This window comes from Amycolatopsis sp. BJA-103 (assembly GCF_002849735.1).
In the GTDB taxonomy this organism is placed as follows: domain Bacteria; phylum Actinomycetota; class Actinomycetes; order Mycobacteriales; family Pseudonocardiaceae; genus Amycolatopsis.
Genome location: NZ_CP017780.1, coordinates 2,289,237 through 2,307,757, shown reverse-complemented (window position 1 = coordinate 2,307,757; position 18,521 = coordinate 2,289,237). Strand labels below are relative to the sequence as shown.

The 18,521-nt window shown below is 68.6% G+C and carries 12 protein-coding genes and 3 pseudogenes; 2 read left to right on the top strand and 13 right to left on the bottom strand.

The features are described from left to right. The first annotated feature begins 732 nt into the window (after positions 1-732). Entirely contained in the window at positions 733-1,176 is a 444-nt protein-coding gene (locus BKN51_RS09610; RefSeq protein WP_102906628.1) for a hypothetical protein, read from the top strand. After that, positions 1,166-2,221: a tyrosine-type recombinase/integrase gene (locus tag BKN51_RS09605; RefSeq protein ID WP_335645066.1), complete on the top strand. Its 1,056-nt coding sequence runs from the start codon at positions 1,166-1,168 to the stop codon at positions 2,219-2,221. The genes BKN51_RS09610 and BKN51_RS09605 overlap by 11 nt, the downstream gene beginning before the upstream one ends. Positions 2,222-2,233: 12 nt before the next feature. Here BKN51_RS09605 and BKN51_RS43015 read toward each other — a convergent pair whose 3' ends face one another. From BKN51_RS43015 to BKN51_RS44895, 13 genes and pseudogenes are all read right to left on the bottom strand, one after another. Beyond that, entirely contained in the window at positions 2,234-3,457 is a 1,224-nt protein-coding gene (locus tag BKN51_RS43015; RefSeq protein WP_146044401.1) for a hypothetical protein, read from the bottom strand. A gap of 106 nt (positions 3,458-3,563) precedes the next feature. Then, positions 3,564-4,814: a 3'-5' exonuclease gene (locus BKN51_RS09600; protein ID WP_101607312.1), complete on the bottom strand. Its 1,251-nt coding sequence runs from the start codon at positions 4,812-4,814 to the stop codon at positions 3,564-3,566. Next, the gene (locus BKN51_RS09595) at positions 4,811-5,515 is read right to left on the bottom strand and encodes a DUF6218 family protein (RefSeq protein WP_101607311.1); all 705 of its coding nucleotides are present in this window, start codon (positions 5,513-5,515) and stop codon (positions 4,811-4,813) included. Before BKN51_RS09595 ends, BKN51_RS09600 begins: the two co-directional genes overlap by 4 nt. Before the next feature lie 837 nt (positions 5,516-6,352). Then, the gene (locus tag BKN51_RS09590; protein ID WP_101607310.1) at positions 6,353-7,552 is read right to left on the bottom strand and encodes a cytochrome P450; all 1,200 of its coding nucleotides are present in this window, start codon (positions 7,550-7,552) and stop codon (positions 6,353-6,355) included. A gap of 16 nt (positions 7,553-7,568) precedes the next feature. Then, positions 7,569-8,426 (bottom strand): acyl-ACP desaturase, encoded by an 858-nt coding sequence (locus tag BKN51_RS09585; RefSeq protein WP_101607309.1) that lies wholly within the window; start codon positions 8,424-8,426, stop codon positions 7,569-7,571. Further along, positions 8,423-9,292, bottom strand: coding sequence for an SAM-dependent methyltransferase (locus BKN51_RS09580; protein ID WP_101607308.1), 870 nt, complete (start codon positions 9,290-9,292; stop codon positions 8,423-8,425). Before BKN51_RS09580 ends, BKN51_RS09585 begins: the two co-directional genes overlap by 4 nt. Next, the gene (locus tag BKN51_RS09575; RefSeq protein ID WP_101607307.1) at positions 9,289-9,564 is read right to left on the bottom strand and encodes an acyl carrier protein; all 276 of its coding nucleotides are present in this window, start codon (positions 9,562-9,564) and stop codon (positions 9,289-9,291) included. Before BKN51_RS09575 ends, BKN51_RS09580 begins: the two co-directional genes overlap by 4 nt. Continuing rightward, positions 9,561-10,091, bottom strand: a complete 531-nt coding sequence (locus BKN51_RS09570; protein WP_101607306.1) for a PaaI family thioesterase — start codon at positions 10,089-10,091, stop codon at positions 9,561-9,563. Before BKN51_RS09570 ends, BKN51_RS09575 begins: the two co-directional genes overlap by 4 nt. Further along, positions 10,088-10,957 carry a ferritin gene (locus BKN51_RS09565; RefSeq protein ID WP_101607305.1) on the bottom strand — a complete coding sequence of 290 codons (870 nt, stop codon included), beginning with the start codon at positions 10,955-10,957 and terminating at the stop codon, positions 10,088-10,090. The genes BKN51_RS09570 and BKN51_RS09565 overlap by 4 nt, the downstream gene beginning before the upstream one ends. Beyond that, positions 10,954-12,684, bottom strand: coding sequence for an AMP-binding protein (locus BKN51_RS09560; RefSeq protein ID WP_101607304.1), 1,731 nt, complete (start codon positions 12,682-12,684; stop codon positions 10,954-10,956). The genes BKN51_RS09565 and BKN51_RS09560 overlap by 4 nt, the downstream gene beginning before the upstream one ends. Positions 12,685-12,704: 20 nt before the next feature. Further along, positions 12,705-15,512: pseudogene (locus BKN51_RS44905) on the bottom strand (type I polyketide synthase); the annotation flags it as partial. Positions 15,513-15,641: 129 nt separating this feature from the next. After that, positions 15,642-15,836: pseudogene (locus BKN51_RS44900) on the bottom strand (hypothetical protein); the annotation flags it as partial. 192 nt (positions 15,837-16,028) lie between these two features. Continuing rightward, positions 16,029-18,515: pseudogene (locus BKN51_RS44895) on the bottom strand (type I polyketide synthase); the annotation flags it as partial. Between the last annotated feature and the right edge of the window lie 6 nt (positions 18,516-18,521).

Here is an 18,521-nt window from a genome sequence, read left to right as displayed (position 1 = left end):
CGGCCACATCAAGGTCGGAAGCCCAAGAAAACCCCTACCGCGGACAAGAACAGGAAGCCCGCGCTTGTAACCGACGTGGAAGTCGCACGTGCCGGCGATACCCCGAACAAGCCAGAGACACGGCCGATGCTTGACCGTCTCGACTCTGCAACGAGTCAGCCGAACTACGGTCAAGTAGAGCAGCAAGGCTGCGACTGCGAAAAGCAAAGGCTGCCACAGCCGTTCCGAATAAAAATAGTATGCCAGGACCGCGAGAACTACTCCCCAAGCCCTGAACGGAGTCTTACGACGACGTCCTTTTGCCACGGATACCTCCCCACATCGATCGTGGCGGTCGCCTATGCGGGGAAACGACCGCCGCTCGAGTGACAGGGGTGGCACTAGTCGTCCTCCTAATACGACACATGACGTGGCTATGAGCTAATCCTGAGACTGGTGTTATCACCTGTGAAGCATGCGGGTGACAGAAGCTCGATGTGTATCCAGCCAAATTTGAGGCTTGATGACACCTGAGCGGCGACTATTGACACATGGACCACCATGGCACGACCGCCGCCGACGAGTGCAACGAGTAGAGGCTTCCTCTAGCTCGAGGTTCACATAGCCCCTCCCAATCCTCACGAACGGGTGGTTCTGGGGTCGCGGGGTTTGCGTCGATCGTTCCGGACACCACCATGGCATGGTGGGACAACGCGTCCCCGGACCGCACGTGCAGTCCGGCCCCGGGAGCAGTTGATCGCGGCACTGGTGCCCGACAGCACCCAGCGCCATCCCCAACCTGCCCGGCTACCGGCCTTGCCCGAACCGCGCCTGCCGGTCGAATCAGGCCCCGACCTGCTGATCGGCACCGTCCGCATCGACCGAACCGGCCGCGTCAACGAACGCCTCCTGCTCCGCGCACTCGGCTGGCACCCAGGCCGGCGACTTTCGCTGGACACGCTGCACGGGCTGATCGCGATCGCACCCGACCCATCCGGCCCGCACGCCATCGATCCCCGGGGAGCCCCCACGCTTCCCGCCGCGGCCCGCCACATGTGCGGCATCGAACCCGGCCGGCCCCTCGTCCTCGCCGCCTCGATCCACGAACAGCTACTTATCGTCCACCCCGGCACGACCGTCGCCCACCTCCTGACCGAGCACTACCGCGACATAACCGGACTGGATCATGACGCCTGACCCCGCCCAGATCCTCGCCGCCCGCCAAACACTCGCCGAACTGGGCGTCACCCTCGCAGACCTACAGGACAACCCAGCCGAGACACCCGGCATCCCCACGTTGGCCGACTACCTCCCCCAGGTCATCGCCGCCGCAGGCCCCGGAGCCGCCCGCACCTACGGCAACCACTGGACACGCATGGCCACAGCCTGGGGCGACCGGCGCCTCGACCAAATCACCGCCACCGACATCGAGGCCATGCAACACGACGCCGCCACCCACGCCCGCACCCGCCGCAACACCCGCAACGGCCGCCACGCCAGCGAACACGTAGTCGCGGCCGCCCGTGCGATCTTCAACCGGGCCATCGCCGACGACCTCATCCCCGCCGCGGCAAGCCCCGCCCACCGCGTCGCCAAACCCCGCCGACTCCCCAGCCCACGCCGCGCGCTCACCGCCACCGAACTCGACCACATCAACACCGCCGCCCGTTGCAGTGGCAACGACCCCGTCCTCGACGCACTCCTGCTCCGCCTCCACACCGAAACCGCCTGCCGCCGCGGCGGAGCACTCGCCCTCCGACTCACAGACCTCGACACCACCCAATGCCTCGTCCGCCTCGAAGAAAAAGGCGGCACACTCCGCTGGCAGCCCATCAGCCCACTACTCGCCAGCCGCCTCGCCGACCACGCCACCGCCCGCGGCGCACACGAACCAAGCGAGCACCTGCTGCGCTACCGCGACGGCCGAGCACTCACCACCCGACGCTACGACCACCTCTGGAAACGCCTCGGCCAACAACTCCCCTGGATCACCAACCAAGGCATCTCCACCCACTGGCTCCGCCACACCACCCTCACCTGGGTCGAACGCCACTACGGCTACGGCATCGCCCGCGCCTACGCAGGCCACACCGACAACACCGGCCCCCGCCACCACCACCTACATCAAAGCCGACCTCCAAACCGTCGCCACCGCACTCGCCGCAATGACCGGACAACCCCACCCACTAGCCCAGCCATAGCGCGCGCACTCAGCTTGTGGGTGACTCCAAGGCTCCGCTGAACGGTCCAAGTGTCATTCCAATCGAGTTGACACTTGCTCCCAAGACGGGGCCGCTGCACTGTCTAGCGCCACAGCGACGATGAGTCGACCGAAGACGTCTACCTGAATGTCGTCTGTCCATCCGCCTTCCAGACGGCGTCGACGCAGCATGTCTTGGCGCTCCTCCAGCTGTTCTCTGCGAAGAACTCCGAGAAACAGATGTGTTTTCGACGATCCGACTAAGTCAGTCTTCACCCAACCACCTCGAACGGGCTCATCGTCGAGGACTTGACGATCGTTTTCCGGCGCGGTTTCGTAGAGATAATCTACGAAATTTGGAACATAGGCGCGCATTCCCATCTCGAAGTCCATCTCCGCGAAACCCAACTCGCCGGTTCCGTCAACCACATGATACGAGCGACCGGCCAGCCTCTCATTTATTTGCTCACCGTGAGATTCCGCTGCTCTGTCGCCTGGAGCGTCACCAGCCCTCGCGATAGAACGAGGTCCCCCAGCCTCCGCTTCGGGCACACGGGAGCCAGGTGACGGCTCGGGAGCGGACGACGAAGCCGGCCTTCGCTGACCGCTGGGAGGCAATGTCATATCAAACAGGTCAACCGCCAGCGCTGGACCGCCTAGGCACGTCCATGCCATCGTCACCGGATGGTAGCTGTGACGCTCCGACCAACCGAGCATCTGATTCAGCCGGCGCCGCTGCTCAGCGGTTGGTCGCATTTTCGTAGGGGGCCGAGTAGATCGTCCTCGTGCCTCGCCAGCCATCCTGGATACACCCGCGGTCGGGTCAAGGAACAAGAGGTCTCGACGCACTCCTCGCCGGTAATAGTCTCCTGCCAACCTCGCAGGCAGAGCGTCAAAATGCTCAAGGTCGTCATGGTTCCCTGACCATCGAAAGTGGTCGCTCACGGTCGCGGTTAGCATGCCCATGCCCACCGATTCGGTCACGAAGGCTCCGATGTGGCGAGCAGCAGATTTCAGGTCTGCGACCCGCGCCCCCACTCGGCTGTTGTTGCTGTTGGACATGCTTAAGAAGCTGAGGACGAGGTTGAGTTCGTGCTGCTTGATCCTGTAAGCCATCTTGCGTCGCAGTGGCGCGGCCAGAGTGTTGACTTTCAGAAGGCTGGGAAGCCATACGTCGATCGGTCGGTGTTTGTCCAGTTTCGCGCGAACTACTACAAGCTCACCATTGGCATTGTAGCCACTTTCGCAACGGAATATGCGCAGGTCCACAGTTGGCATTTCGTCATTCTAGCAACCGTCGCTGCCGAATCGCTCAGTGTCGCGCTGATCGAGTTGTTCGTCGACCTTCAACGAACCGTTGGCCTTCGGCCGACGGGCAGCTCGATTACTCCTTCATTGCTTCAAGGGCGCGGACGAAAGCATCTTCGGCCACGACGGGAACTCCCAGAAGACGTGCATCTTTCGCCTTGCCGGACAACGAATCGGGATCCGCGGCGGCAACGACTCTGGTCTTCTTGCTCACCGAGCTGATCACCTGGAGGCCGAGGGATTCCGCTTCTGCTTTGAGGTCGCTGCGCTGACGTCGCATGGTTCCCGTCAGGACGATCCGATCACCAGGGCGCAGGACAAGCCCCCCGATGCTGACCTCCGCGACGTGGACCTGAGGCCGCTGCATAGGCGTGGCCTGCTCTTCTCGGAGAACGAGATCGACCTCCTTGACATCGAGACCGAGAAGGTCGGCTACCGCTGCCAGGTCTCGTCGCTCTTCTACGGACACGTGCCCATCGGCCCAGGCAGCTCGCGCGAGATCACGCAGGTAGGCATGGTGCACGTCGATGACTTCCGCCTTGTGTAAGCCGAAGTCATGGGCGGCTTCGATCAGCGCGTCGGCCTCCGATACCGAGATCTGCCGGTCGAGCAAGGCTCCGTCCAGCACGGCAAGGTAGGCATCCACCGCGGGCTCGCCTTCCCGCGGTACGCGGTCCACCAGCCGGGCGAGAAAGTGCGGCTCGGCGCTAGCGCCCGCCTGCCGACGTACAGGCTTGACCAGGCCGTGTGGCATGGCGGGTAGATCCCAATGCACGTTCGGTAGGTCCTGCAGCCGAGACGAAGCTATCTCTCGGGCACCTTCCACCAGCCGACTGAACAAGCGGGCGGCGCCGAGGGCGTCCCCGAGCGCGGTATGGAATCGCACGCCATCGACGCCGACCGCCTTACAGCACTCGACAAGCGACCGTCGCATTCCAGGGAAAACGGCGCCTGCGAGCCTCATCGTGCACACACCGCCGGACAGGTACCGGGACAGATCCACAGCCAGACGCGCAAATTCGGCGTGCAGGTGCATAGCATCAAACGGCAGATTGTGCGCGACCAAGACACGACCACGGAAAAGTTCAAGCAGGTCGCCGACAAAATGCTCGAACTTCGGAGCACAGCGCACCTCGGCGGCACGGATACCGTGGATGGCCTGCGGGCCGAGATCACGGCCCGGATTCACCAGGGTCGACCACTGGTGGGTGATCTCCCCCGTGAGATCGACATGGACGACCGCGATCTCGGCCACGCGATGACGGAAGCTGGGCAGAATCCCCGTCGTCTCGGTATCGACGACAGCAAACCCCCGAAGCGACCTCACAGCGGAAGCCTCGTCGTCATGCCAGCCTGCACCGACGCAAGCCAGGACGGCGGCAACGGCTCAGCGTCCCCGTAAGCCTCCCGAACATAACGACGTCTCTTCACACCCTCGGTCTCAACCCACTGCCGGACCAGCCATCGCAGCACTCCAACCACCGTCAGCGCACCCGAACCAACTGCCGTCGACCCGACAACAGGACGAACCCTCGACAAAGACCGCAGATCATCGAAACTGATGAGGCGCTCAGCCGCGAAGTCACGGCTCCACCCCACGTCAGCCACATTCTTGAGTTCACGCTTCGCCGCCGAGACAGTCTCGTCGTACGCCGCTCGGCGATCAACGATGTCCGCGAAACACTGAAGCGGCGAAAAAAGCTGCGCTGTCCACCACTTCTCCGCATCGACCCCAGCGGCCCTGGTGACCCGGCCGAGAACCTCGTCCAGCTCGCCCGGAGCGACCCCGGTGATCGACCGCCGCTCGACCAACGTCAAGAGACGACGGGCTTCGTCCCGCGAGCCGAGCAGGCTCTCCAATGAGTAGATCCACGCCCCGACCGGCATACCTTGCGGACTCACATGCCAGACCGCGACAGACTCCTCGGTCTCCACACCAGGACCGACCACCACCACGGCACTCGCAGGAGCCGCCAACGCGACCGGAACCTCCCCGACCGCGTCTTCCATCTCGTCAACGTCGCTCACGCACTACCACCCTCGAATCGGCCGAACGCCTCACAAATCGCAGAACGACTCGAAGTGTTACGGGACGACGCTAGCTAGGACGACATCGTTGACTGTTGGGACCGGGCAGAAGCGAAGGACTGAGCTTCACGGAAGCAGGCTGCGCATCGCTTCGCTACACCTCAGCAAGGCGAAGGCGGCTGAAGCGGCCACCAGTTTACGGAAGGCACGACCTATAAACACTCTGTCGGTGCCAGTGAATCCCTCACGCAGTCGAGGTCTGCTAAAACCCTCGCATGACCTCCCGGAAATTAGGAGATCTGCCAGGGATTTGTGACCGCGTCGCCCCTCGGACACGCGTACTAACCCTACGGGGTGAGCGGATGGTCACATCGACCATCCGCTCTTTCGCGTTATAGACCAGTTCCAGGCCGATCTCGTCGTACAGCTCTTGCAGCCGGGCTGGGCTTGCGCTGATGACCTGCCGTCCGGCGTCGGCCAGCGAGTCGACCAGCGCCTCAACGTCCGCACTGCCCAGCTCTGAACCAGCTGGAGTCCTCGCCAGCTCCTCTGTACCGCGTCGCGTTCCTCCCTCGCGCGGTTCAACGGTTCAATCAGCGCTTCCAGGTCGGACGGCCTCGATCGCCTGTGTAAGCCTCGCCAATCGGGTCTTGGCTTGGGTCCAGCCGCTGCCGCACGGAGAGTTGATCTGGGGGCGAGAGAGGTAGGCGTGCCGGTCAAAGAGCAGGGTTGGGGCGGGCGGGAGATCGCGTGTGCGGGTTAAAGAACACGCGAGGGGCAGACAGAGGTTGCGCGCCGCTGTAAAGAAGCCCCGCCACCCCACCGAACACCCTCCCCCTACCGCTTGAGCATCAACGGAAAACTCTCCAACCCCCGAAAGCTCACATTCCCCCGCCAGCGCAACTCCCCCTCATCCACCATCTCAATCCCCCGATACCTCCCCAGCAATTCCCGCAACACCGTCGCCGCTTCCATCTTCCCCAGCGCCGCACCCAAGCAATAATGCGGCCCACCACTAAACGCCAGATTCTTCACCGCGCCCCGAGTGACATCCAACCGATCCGGTTCCGGATACCGCTCCGGGTCCCGACAAGCCGCACCGAACAACAACATCGCCTTGGACCCCGCCGGCAACACCGCCTCGCCAAGCCCCACCGGCTCGTCCAGCAGCCGCGACACGATCTGCACCGGAGCGTCGTACCTCGTCAGCTCATCCATCGCACCGGGGATCGAGTCCGGATTCGACCGCAGCAGCTTCAACTGGTCCGGGTGGCGCAAGAGCGCGAGCAACCCGTTCCCGATCAGGTTCACCGTAGTCTCATGACCGGCCACGAACAGAAACAGGATGTTCGCAATGATCTCGTGGTCACTCAGGCGTACGCCGTCCACCTCAGCGTGGGCCAGCAGCGACAGAATGTCCTCCCGGGGTTCGGCCCGGCGCCGGTCCAGCTCCTCCTTGACGTACTCCCGGAACTCCGTCTCCGCCCGGTTCATCTCCGCCGAGTCCTCGACGGTGATCGCCGGGTCGATCACCCGGCTGATCTGTTCGGTCCACAGGCGGAACTGGTCCCGATGCTCCGTCGGGAGACCCAGCAAATCGCAGGTGACCGTGACCGGCAGCGGCAAGGCCAGGTCGGCGATCAAGTCTGTGGGCCCCTCGCCGACGGCGTCGAGGAGGCGGTTGGCCTCCGCCGCCACCCTCGGGCGGAGGCGGTCTACCGCGGCGCGGGTGAAGACTTTCCCGATCACCGCGCGGATCCGCCGGTGCGCGGGGCCGTCCAGCATCAGCATCCAGCTTCGCACGCTGGTCACCAGCGGGCTGTCCGGGCCGCCCCGCCGTTCGGTCCAGCTCTGGCTCCGGTAGAACTCGCTGGACACGCCGGACGCGGACAGCACGGCATCCACGTCGGCGTAGCGCGAGAGCACCCAGAACCCGAAGTCCGACTGGTGCACGGGATCGGTCTCCCGCAGCTCCCGGTACACCGGGTACGGATCGGTGCGTACCGCGGGGTCGCGGGGGTCGAACAGTGTGCTCATCTCGTCTCGTCCCTGGTCAGATGGCGCGGATCCGGTGCACGAACTCGGTCAGGTCCGCGGCGGAGGCCCGGCCGCTCTCGCCTGCGAAGCCGGTGACCAGCCGCACCAGCGCGTCGTAGGCCTCGGTGTGGTCGTACGACGTGGCGTCGGTGACCTTCATCGACCACCGCCAATAGCCCTTGAGCGTGTCGGCCAGCGGCATCCGGAACGTGGCCAGCACGTCCTTCAGGTCCGCCACCGTCGCGCCGAGTCCGTGGCGCTCGATGTAGGCGCCGACGAGTTCGCTGTAGAACGCGAAGTGCCGGGCTTCGTCACGGGCCAGCCGGTGCAGCAGATCGCGCAGCACCGGCTCCGCGGCGACCGCCTTGAACCGCTGGTAGAACAGCTGCGTCGCCTTCTCCTGCACCAGCGTGTAGGTGAACGCCTGCACCGGCGTTTCATAGGGCAGCGCGAACTTCTTCCGCCCCTCCTCCGCCAGCTCCCGCATCAGCGTGTCCGGATCGCTGATGCCCGCCTCGATCTGGTACCTGGTCAGCACCGAGGCGTGCCGTTCCTCGTCGTTGGCCCAGGAGATCAGGAACCGGAAGTACTCCCGGTTGAAGCAGAACTCCTCGATGGCCTGATCGCCGCCGGAGACCGGGAACGCTTCGAGGAAATACGTGAGGTACCCGGGAATGTGGTCCTCGATGAAGGTGATGAACCGGACCACCGAGCTGTCGGTCTCGGTCAGCTCCTCCGGGCGCAGCGCGTCCCACGCCAGATCGTCGACCGACCACTGCCGGGCGCCCGCGCGGCTGACCGCGAAGCCGGCCAGCCGCCGCATCTCCTCCGGCGGCAGTCCCGCACGAATGCCGGGCTCCGCGGCCGGGTTCATCGCACCTCCGTCGGGCCCATGCGCGATTTGACCGCGGTGAACGCGTAGTGCTTGGTGGTGTAGCCCCAGCCCGCGTTCGCCGTCTGCAGGTATCGGACCAGCGGTTCGCTCATACCGGGCGCGACCTCTTCGACGCGCTCGCGCCGGGCGTGCACGCGTTCCTCCCACTGCTCGATCGTGCGGTGGTAGTGCGCGGTCAGGTCGGTCAGCCCGGCGAGGCTGAACCCCGCCGCCTCCATCGCCTCCACCAGCACCGACGCGGGCACCATGTCGGCGAAGCCGAAAATGCCGTCGGTGACGTGCACGGTGCCGGGCCGCCGGGAGAACTCGCGGTAGGTCTCGTGGTCGCGGAAACAGCTTTCCGACACGTACAGCGACCCGTTCCGCCGCAGCAGCCCGCGAACCTTGCGCAGCACATCGGTCCGGTCGGGCATGTGCACGATCGAACCCAGCATGGTCACCGCGTCGAACGGCCCGGGGACCTCGACGCCGGTGAAAGCCCCGGGCACCAGCGTGACCAGTTCGGAGACGCCTATTTCCTCCGCGCGCGCCCGGATGAAGTCCGCCTGCGGTCCGGACGGCGTCACGCCGGTCACGCGGCAGTCGTATTCCTGTGCCATGAACAGCAGCAGGCTTCCCCAGCCGCAGCCGATGTCGAGCAGCCGCTCCCCGCCGCGCAGGCCGAGTTCGCGCGCGACGAAGCGCAGTTTGTTCGTCTGCGCGTCGTCGAGGTCGGTGTGCTCGGCGTCGTACAGCCCGGAGCTGTACTTCAACCGCTGGTCCAAATAGAGCGCGAACAGCTCCGGCGGCAGCTCGTAATGCTGGTTCGTCGCGTCGCGCGCCTGCTGCGGGGTCGTCGCGGTCATGACCCCGCCAGCTCGTCTCCGATGCCCTTCCGCACCAGCTCGACCAGTTCGTCGACGGTCTTGACCGCGAAGATCTGCTCGTCCTCGAACTCGACGTCCCACCGGCGTTCCAGTTTGGACACCACGCGCAGCATCTTCATCGAGTCCGCGCCGGGCAGGTCCCGCAGGACGTCGTCGGCGGCGATGTCGGCGGCCGGGATCTTCAGCTCCCCGGCGAGGGTCTCGGCGGTCACGGCCGCGATCTCCTCGCGGGTGATCGTGTCGGTGCTCATGATTCTCCTGTTCCGTGGTCGAAATAGTGGCTGACGCGGCCGAACGCGGCCTCGTCCAGATCCATCAGGTCCTTCGCCTGTTCGGAGCGGATCGGCTGGAAAGTGCCGCGCGCCATCACGTGCACCTCGCCGTCCGGTCCGGTGATCTCGGCTTCGGTGTGCAGCACGCCGTTGCCCTGCCCGGCGATCCGCGCGGCCGTCGTGTACGGCACGTCGACGCGCAGCGGCAGCAGCATCCGGCTGCTCAGGCTCACCGAGAACGCGAGCATGCCGTGCACCAGCGCGAGAGTGTCGCCCATGACCTCGTCCAGCAGCACGTGCACGATGCCGCCGTGCACGATCCCCGGGTAGGACGCGTAGTCCGGCGAAAACACTGTCACCGCACCGAATTCGCCGTTCGGCAGCTTCCGCATCCGCAGTTTGAGGCCGACCGGGTTGCGCGGCCCGCAGCCGAAGCAGTTGAACGACGGTTCGGCGTGCCAGGGGAATTCGATCTCCTCCCCCGGCGGAGACGACGCGACGGTCATACCGCGGCCGCCTCGGCCTTGATCGACTCCTCGGCGATCGCGCGCCGGACGTCGGCCATTTTCGTCAGCTTGTACCCGGTGATCGTGGAGAAGTACTTGAACAGCTGCTCGCAGCACTTCGCCCACTCTGCGCCGTCCTCGTCGACCTCGGCGAAGTAGGCGAACATCTCGTCGATGGTCTCGTGGCCCTCCAGCTCGGGCAGGTTGCCCTTGAAGCGGCTCACCGGGTGGCGGTACAGGTCGCGGGTGGTGCCCATGTAGATGTAGAGGGTCTCGACCACCGAAGCGAGTTCTTCGGGCCGCTCGGCCAGCTGCTGCGCCGTGTAGTACACGAATTCGCGCGCGTGCCGGGCTTCGTCGCCGCTCGCTTTGCGCAGGATCTCCGCCAGCACCGGCTCTTCCATGCTGCGCGCCACGCACTTGTAGGCGTGGGTGGCGAGCACCTCGCAGATCACGTTGGTGGCCAAGGTCGCCGCCCGGGTGACGCCCGGCGGGTACGCCTCGCGCATCGACGCGATGGTGCGGTGCTCGATGCTGTGGCCCGCCAGCTGCAACCAGGTCTGGAACGCGAGGTGGTGCTGGATCTCCTGGTAGCCCCAGATGCAGGTGAACTGCGAGAAGTCGTAGTCCATGCCGAACTCGTTGAGCAGCCCGTGCGTCGCGGCGACCACATTGGACTCGCCGATGATCGCGCCCTTGGCGAAGACCACGTGCTCGGGTCGCACCGCCTGCGGGGTGAAATCCTGCCACGGGATGTGGTGCATTTCCCAGGTGGCGTGCTGGTATTCGGCGAAGATGCGGGCACTGTGCATCTGCTCGTCGGCGAGCAGGGGCACGCCGGCCCGCGAAGTCGTCCTGGTGTTCACACTCGTTCTCCTTGCGCGTCGGGTGCGGTCTCGGAAATTTCGGCCCGGTCCTTGGCGCCCGCAGTACCCGCAGTGCCTCCAGCGCCCTCGGCGAGGAGCCGCGCGGCCAGGACCCGCTGCCATTTCCCGCTGGTGGTGCGCGGGATCCAGCGCGGTTTGACGGGGTAGACCGCCACCCGCGGCAGGTCCACCTCGGCGGCGATCCGCCGACGGACCGCCTCGCTGACCGTGGCGGCGTCTTCGGCGGTCTCGACGATCACGCCGATCCGTTCGCCGCCGTCGTCGTCGGTGTCAGCGAAGGCGACGCACCGGCCGCGGTAGATCCCGGGCACGGTCCGGGCGACGGTCTCGACGTCGTCGGGGAAGAAGTTCTGGCCGTGCACCACGACCATCTCCTTGCGACGCCCGGTGACGTACAGCTCGCCGTCCCATTCGAAGCCGAGGTCGCCGGTGCGGAACCAGCCGGAGTCGAACGCCGCGGCGGTCGCTTCGGGGTCACGGAAGTAGCCGGTGGTCACCGCTTCGCCGGTGATCTGGATTTCGCCCAGTTCGCCGTCGGCGGCGACGGCCCCGTCGTCGCGCATCACCCGCAGCTCGATGCCGTGCACCGCGCGGCCGACCGAAACCACCGGCTTGGCCGCGCCCGCGGATTCGGGCACCGGACGCGCGAGGCCGGTGCCGCTGAGCTCCTGGCGGTCCACCGCGCGGATCTGCGGGAGGGAACCCGGGCTGGGGTAGCTGATCGACAGGGTGGCTTCGGCCATCCCGTACACCGGGTACATCACCGACGGGTCCACGCCGCCGGGCGCGAAGGCTTCGGCGAACCGGCGGACGGTCGCCGCGCTGACCGGTTCCGCGCCGTTGAAGGCCAGCCGCCAGCTGGAGAGGTCCATGGCGGCCAGCCGCTCGGCGGGGACGCGGTCGACGAGGTAGTCGTAGGAGAAGTTGGGGCCGGTCATCACGGTGCCGCGGTGCTCGGCGAAGTGCGCCAGCACCGCTTCCGGGCGCCGCAGGAAAGTGGTCGGCGCGAAGACGTGCACGTCCGCGCCGTTCAGCCAGTGCGACTGGAGCCCGATCAGTCCCATGTCGTGGAAGGTCGGCACCCACTGGAGGAACACGTCGTCGGGGCTGAACGCGCCGGAGACCACGCAGCCCCGCAGTCCGGCCATGGTCGTGGCATGCGGCAGCATCACGCCCTTGGGCAGGCTCGTGCTGCCCGAGGTGAACTGCACAACGGCCAGCGAGTCCGGTTCGACGGTCGGCAGCGAGCGCGCGTCGCCGGTGCCGTGCGGGTCCGGCGGCGGCACCAGCGCCACGCCGGTGCCGAGGTCCCGCAGCGCCTCGCCGAGTTCGGCGTAGCCGGGGTCGAGCACGAGGTTGCGCATGCCCGCGGCGGTCACGATGCGGGCCAGCCGCCGCGCGGTGTTGGGCACGTCCGCGAATCCGGCCTGCACCGGCAGCACGCTCACCGCGGCCCCGGCGCGCCAGAGGCCGAAGATCGTGGTGAAGAAGCGGGCCGCGGTCGGCACCAGCACGCCGACCACGTCGCCGGGGCGCACCCCGGCGCGGAGGAACTCGTGCGCGGCGGCGGTGGCGGCGAGGTCCAGTTCGGCGGCGGTGATCCCGTCGCCCGCGGTGGGGAACCTGGCGTGCGCCTCGGGGGTCGATTTCGCCAGCAGGGCAAGGCTTTCGCCAAGTGTGTCCCCGGCCAGCCGGGCGGTTCGCATGGGTGGCACGGTGGATCCCCTCAGGTGGTCGTCCGGTCGGATTGCTCGTCGCCCGCGGGCGAGAGGGTGTCGCGCAGCCATGCCCCGATCAGCGCCGCGGTGTCCGCCGCGTGCTCCTCGAGGATGGTGAAGTGATTGCCGGGGGCGGTGGCGAGCGTGTGCGGGAACGGCCAGACCGGCGCCCAGTCCGACGGCCAGCCCTCCAGCGGCTTGGCAGCGCGGACGAACAGCACCGGGATCGGCAGTTCGGCCGGGGCCCAGTCGAAGTCCTGGTAATGCAGCATCGCGGTGATCCAGCCGTCGTCGCCGGGGACCGCGAGGTCCGGATTGTCCATCCGGGCCTGTGCTTCCTCGCCGAGCCCCGGCAGCAGCCGGACCAGCCGCTGATGCTCGCTGGGCACGTAGCTGTCGAGCACCACCACACCGGCGGGCGGGGTGCCCAGTTCGTGCAGGCGGCGCGCGATCTGGTGCGCGACCAGTCCGCCCGCGGACAGTCCGGTCAGCACGAACGGCTGGTCGCCGAGTTCGGCGCGCAGGGCCTCCGCGTGTAGGTCGACCAGCACTTCCCGGGTCCGGGGCAGTGCCTCGGCGCGGCGGTACCCCGGGTGCCGCACCGCCCAGACGTCCCGCTCGCCCTTGAAAGACCTGGCCAGCCGCGCGAACTGCACCGGGTCGGACATGCCGACGATGCCGGGGACGCAGACCAGCGCGGTGCGCGCGTCGCCGCCGGCGAGCCGGACCGGGACGGTCCGCTCGGCCAAATCGGCGACGGAGTCGGCGAAGGTGCGGGTCGCCTGCCATTCGGAGTCGCGGGCGATCAGCACCGATTCGCGCATCCGCGCGCCTTCCTCGTCGATCGCCTCCTCCGCGCCGGTGGCCAGCAGTTCGGCCAGGTGCCGGGCCAGCACCACGGGGCTGGGATGGTCGAAGGTCACCGTCGCGCGCAGCCGCAGCCGCAGCGCCCCGGCGAGCTGGTTGCGGATCCGGACCGCGGCCAGCGAGTCGACGCCGATCTCCAGGAATCCGGCTGTGGGGCGCAGTTCCGTCGCGTCCTCGTGCCCGAGCGCGCCCGCGACGGTGGTAAGGACGAAGTCGAGCAGCGCTTGTTCCCGTTCCTGGCCGGCGAGGCCGTCCAGCCATTGCCGCAGGTCGCCGTCCTCGGTGTCCGGCCGTTCGGCCAGTTCCCGCAGCAGGGGCCGATCCCCGGCGCCCTCCGGGTCGAACCGGGCGGGCACCAGCACGGGATCGCGCAGCGACACCGCGACGTCGAACAGCGCGAGCGCTTCCTCGGTGGCCAGTTCGTCGGGGCCGACGGCGAGGTGCCGGGTCAGATCGCTGCGCTCGGCCCATCGCCCCCACGCCAGCGAAAGCGCGGGCAGGCCGAGTACGTGCCGCCGACGGGCGAGCCCGTCGAGGACCGCGTTCGCGGCGGCGTAATTCGACTGGCCACCGCTGCCCGCGACGGCCGCGGCCGAGGAGAACAGCACGAACGCCTTGAGCGGCTTGTCTTTCGTGAGTTCGTGCAGGTGCAGCGCGGCCTCCGCCTTCGGCCGCAGCACTGCGTCCAGCTGCTCCGGGGTCTGGGCCGCCACGACGCCGTCGGCGAGCGCGCCCGCCGCGTGCACGACGATGGTCGGCTGGTGTTCGGCGAGCACGCGGGACAGCTGGGCCGGGTCGGTGACGTCGCAGGACTCCACGACGGCCGTCGCGCCGAGCCCGGCGAGTCCGGCGACCAGTTCCGGGGCGGAGCCGCGGCGGCTGAGCAACACCAGCCGCTGCACGCCGTGGGCGGTCGCCAGGTGGCGGGCGAGGAGTCCGCCGAGGGTGCCGGTGCCGCCGGTGATCAGCACGACGTCGTCCGCGCCGGCGAACCGCGTGGGCGTCGGGGCGAACGCCCGCACCAGGCGGCGTGCCAGCAGCACTCCCCCGCGCAGGGCGAGTTCGGGTTCGCCGGTGCCGAGCGCGGCAGCCACGGTCAGGGGCGTGACCTCGTCGGCGTCGAGCAGGACGAACCGGCCGGGTTCCTCGGTCTGGGCGGAGCGCACCAGGCCGCTCACGCCCGCGCCGGCCAGGTCGCGCAGCTCGTCGCCGCCCCTGGCCGCGACCGCGCCCGTCGTGCGGAACACCAGCTTCGACGCGGCGAACGCCGGATGGGCGAGCCACCACTGCACCAGCGCCAGCGCCCGGTGCGCGGAATCCCGCACCGAGCCCTCGGAAGCGTCGACGAGCACCGCGTTCGGCACCGGTTCTCCCGCCACGACAGCGGCGGCCAGCGCGTTCAGGTCCGCGTACGCGGGGAACTGTGCGGTGTCCGTGCCGACAGCCACGACAGTGCCCGCGGCGCTGCCGGTGGCGGGAACCTCGACCCATTTCTCCCGGAACAGCGCGTCCCTGGGCACGCCGTCGCGGGCCGCGGCAGGCCGCAGTGCCAGGGAGGCCACCGACAGCACCGGAGTGCCGTGGTCGTCGGCGACGTCCAGCCGCACCGAGCCGCCCGGCTCGCCGCGCAGGCGAACTCGCAACGCCGCCGGGCGCGCGGAATGCGCGGTCACGTCGGTCCAGCTGAACGGCAACATCGGGCCGTCGACGGCGGGGACGCCGGCCGCGAAGCCGAGGGCGTGCAAGGCGGAGTCGAGCAGCGCCGGGTGCACGGTGAAACCCTTGGTGTCGACCGGGCAGCTGATCTCGGCGAAGACCTCGTCACCGCGTCGCCACACCTCGCGCAAGCCCTGGAAGGCCGGGCCGTAACGCAGTCCTCGCTCGATCAGGCCGGCGTAGTGCCCGTCGTGCGCGACCGATTCCGCACCTTCCGGCGGCCACGCGCCGAGTGGCTCGGGTTCCGCCTGCTGCGGGCTGAGAATCCCTTCGCCGTGCCGGACCCACGCCGAGCCGTCGACCCTCGCGTGCAGTTCCAGGCCGCGTTGCCCGTCCGCATCCGGGGCTCCGACCCGCAGTTGGACCGCCACCGTCGCGTCGTTCGGCAGGATCAGCGGACGTTCCAGGGTGAGTTCCTTGACCGCCGGGCACCGGGCAGCGGCAGCGGCCTGCAAGGCGAGTTCGAGCCATGCGGTGCCGGGCAGCACCACCGCGTCCAGCACGCGGTGATCGGCCAGCCACGGCGTCTCCGCCGTCGACAGCCGGCCCGCGAGCACGAGTTCGCCGGTGCCCGCCAGCTCGACCGGCGGGTCGAGCACCGGATGCGTGCTGCGGCGGGCTTCCTTCTGCGCCAACCAGAACCGCTTGCGTTCGAACGGGTAGGTCGGCAGCGCGGCGAACCCGGGACCGCCCGGCTCGCCCAGTTCCGTCCACTTCGGACTCAACCCGCGGACGTAGACCTCGGCCAGCGCGCCGAAGAACGCTCCCCGGCCGCTTTCGTCGCGGCGCAGGGTGCCGGTGACGACGGCGTCTTCCCCCACCGTCGCGGCCATTGCGGGCACGAGCACCGGATGCGGGCCGACCTCGACGAAGAAGGCGAACTCCGGCGTCGGCAGGCCCGCCAGCGTTTCGGCGAACCGCACCGGCTGGCGCAGGTTCCGGTACCAGTACTCGGCGTCGAGTTCGGTGCCGGTCAGCACGGAAGCGGTCACCGTGGAGTGAAACGGGATTTCCGCGGCCCGGGGCGTGACCGGGGCCAGTTGGGCGAGCAGCCGTTCGCGGACCAGCTCCACCGCCGGAGAATGCGAGGCGTAGTCGACCTCCAGGCGGCGAGCCTTGATCCCGGACTCGGCCATCTCGGTCACCAGCGCGTCGAGCGCTTCGGGAGCTCCGGCGACGACCACCGCATCCGGCCCGTTGATCGCGGCGAGCACCAGCCGCTCGTCCAGGCGGGGCCGCAGCAGCTCGGCGGACAGTTCGACCGAGACCATGCCGCCGAGGCCGGACAGCGCGGTCAACGCCTTCGCGCGACGGCAGACCACGAGCGCGGCGTCTTCCAGGCTCAGCACTCCCGCGACGTGCGCGGCGGCGACCTCGCCCTGGCTGTGGCCGATCACCGCGTCCGGTTCGATATTCGAGGCACGCCAGACGGCGGCGAGCGACACCATCACCGCGAACAACGCGGGCTGCACGACATCGACGCGCTCCAATGACGGCGCGTCCGGGTCCTGCCGCAGGACGGCGAGGAGGTCCCAGTCGGTGTGCGGGGCCAGCGCGCGGGCGCACCGTTCGAGGTGCTCGCGGAACAGCGGGGAGCTGTCGAGCAGGTCCGCGGCCATGCCCGCCCACTGGCCGCCCTGTCCGGGGAAGACGAACACGACCTTGCCGGTCAGATCGGCGGTCCCGCGCACCAGGCCGGGAGTGATCGAGTCGTAGGCCAGCACGTCCAGCGCCATCCGCGGGTCTTCGTCCAGCACGACAGCGCGGTGTTCGAAGGTGCTGCGCGAAGCGATCAACGCGTGTGCCAGCGCCACCGGATCACGTCCGTCCACATGGGACAGCAGCTGTCCGGCTTTGGCCAGCAAAGCGGATTCGGTGCGCGCGGACAGCACCCAGGGCAGCTGGTCCTTCCCGGCCGGTGCGGCGGCGGGGCGCTCCGGTGCCTCTTCGACGACCGCGTGCGCGTTGGTGCCGCTGATGCCGAACGCGGACACGCCGGCCCGGCGCGGCCGCCCTTCCTCGGCCGTCCACGGGCGGTTCTCGGTGAGCACCTCGACCGTGCCGGTCCAGCTCACTTGGGACGAACGGGTATCCGCGTGCAGGGTGCGGGGCAGGGTACGGTGCTGCAGGGCGAGCACCATTTTCAGCAGTCCGGCGACCCCGGCGGCGGCCTGGCTGTGCCCGAGGTTGGACTTGACCGAGCCGAGGGCGAGCGGCGCGGCCCGGTCCCCGTCGAAGACCGCTTGCAGGGCGGCGACCTCGATGGGGTCGCCGAGCCGGGTGCCGGTGCCGTGCGCCTCGACCGCGTCGATGTCCTCGGGGCGCAGCCCCGCGTCGGCGAGGGCAGCGCGGATGACGCGTTGCTGGGCCAGTCCGTTGGGCGCGGTCAGGCCGTTGGAGGCACCGTCGGAGTTGATCGCGGTGCCGCGGACCACGGCCAGCACGGGACGGTCCTGTTCGAGGGCGTCGGACAGGCGTTCCAGCACGACGACGCCGGCGCCTTCGCCCCAGCCGACGCCGTCCGCGCCGTCGCCGAAGGCCTTGCAGCGCCCGTCAGCGGCGAGCGCGCCCTGCTGTTCGAACGCGCGGTAGATGCCGGGGGTGGACATCACCAGCGCGCCGCCGACCAGCGCGAGGTCGCATTCTCCCCCGCGCAGCGCGCGCACCGCCAGGTGCAGGGCGACCAGCGAGGACGAGCACGCGGTGTCGACCGAGACCGACGGCCCTTCCAGCCCGAGCAGGTAGGCGACCCGCCCGGACACCACGGCGGCCGAGGTGCCCGTCGCCAGATGGTCGGCGTGCTCGTCCAGGCGGGGCAGCAACAGCTGCCGGTAGTCCTGCTCGCTGGTGCCGGTGAACACGCCGGTGCGGGAGCCGCGCAGGCCGGCCGGGTCGATGCCGGCCCGTTCCAGCGCCTCCCAGGAGACCTCCAGCAGCAACCGCTGCTGCGGGTCCATCGACTCGGCTTCGCGCGGGCCGATGCCGAAGAACGCGGCGTCGAACCATGCGGGGTCGGAGAGGAAGCCGCCCGCGCCGGAGAGGTCGGCGGGCCAGCCGCGGTCGGCGGGGAACGCCGTCACCGCGTCCTTGCCGTCTTCGAGCAGCCGCCACAGCGCGTCGGGGTCGGTCACCCCGCCGGGGAACCGGCAGCCGGCCCCGACGATCGCGATCGGCTCCCGCTCCCGCGCCCGCGTCGCGCGCAGCCGCTCCCTGGTGTCCCGCAGCGCGGTGGTCACCCGGTC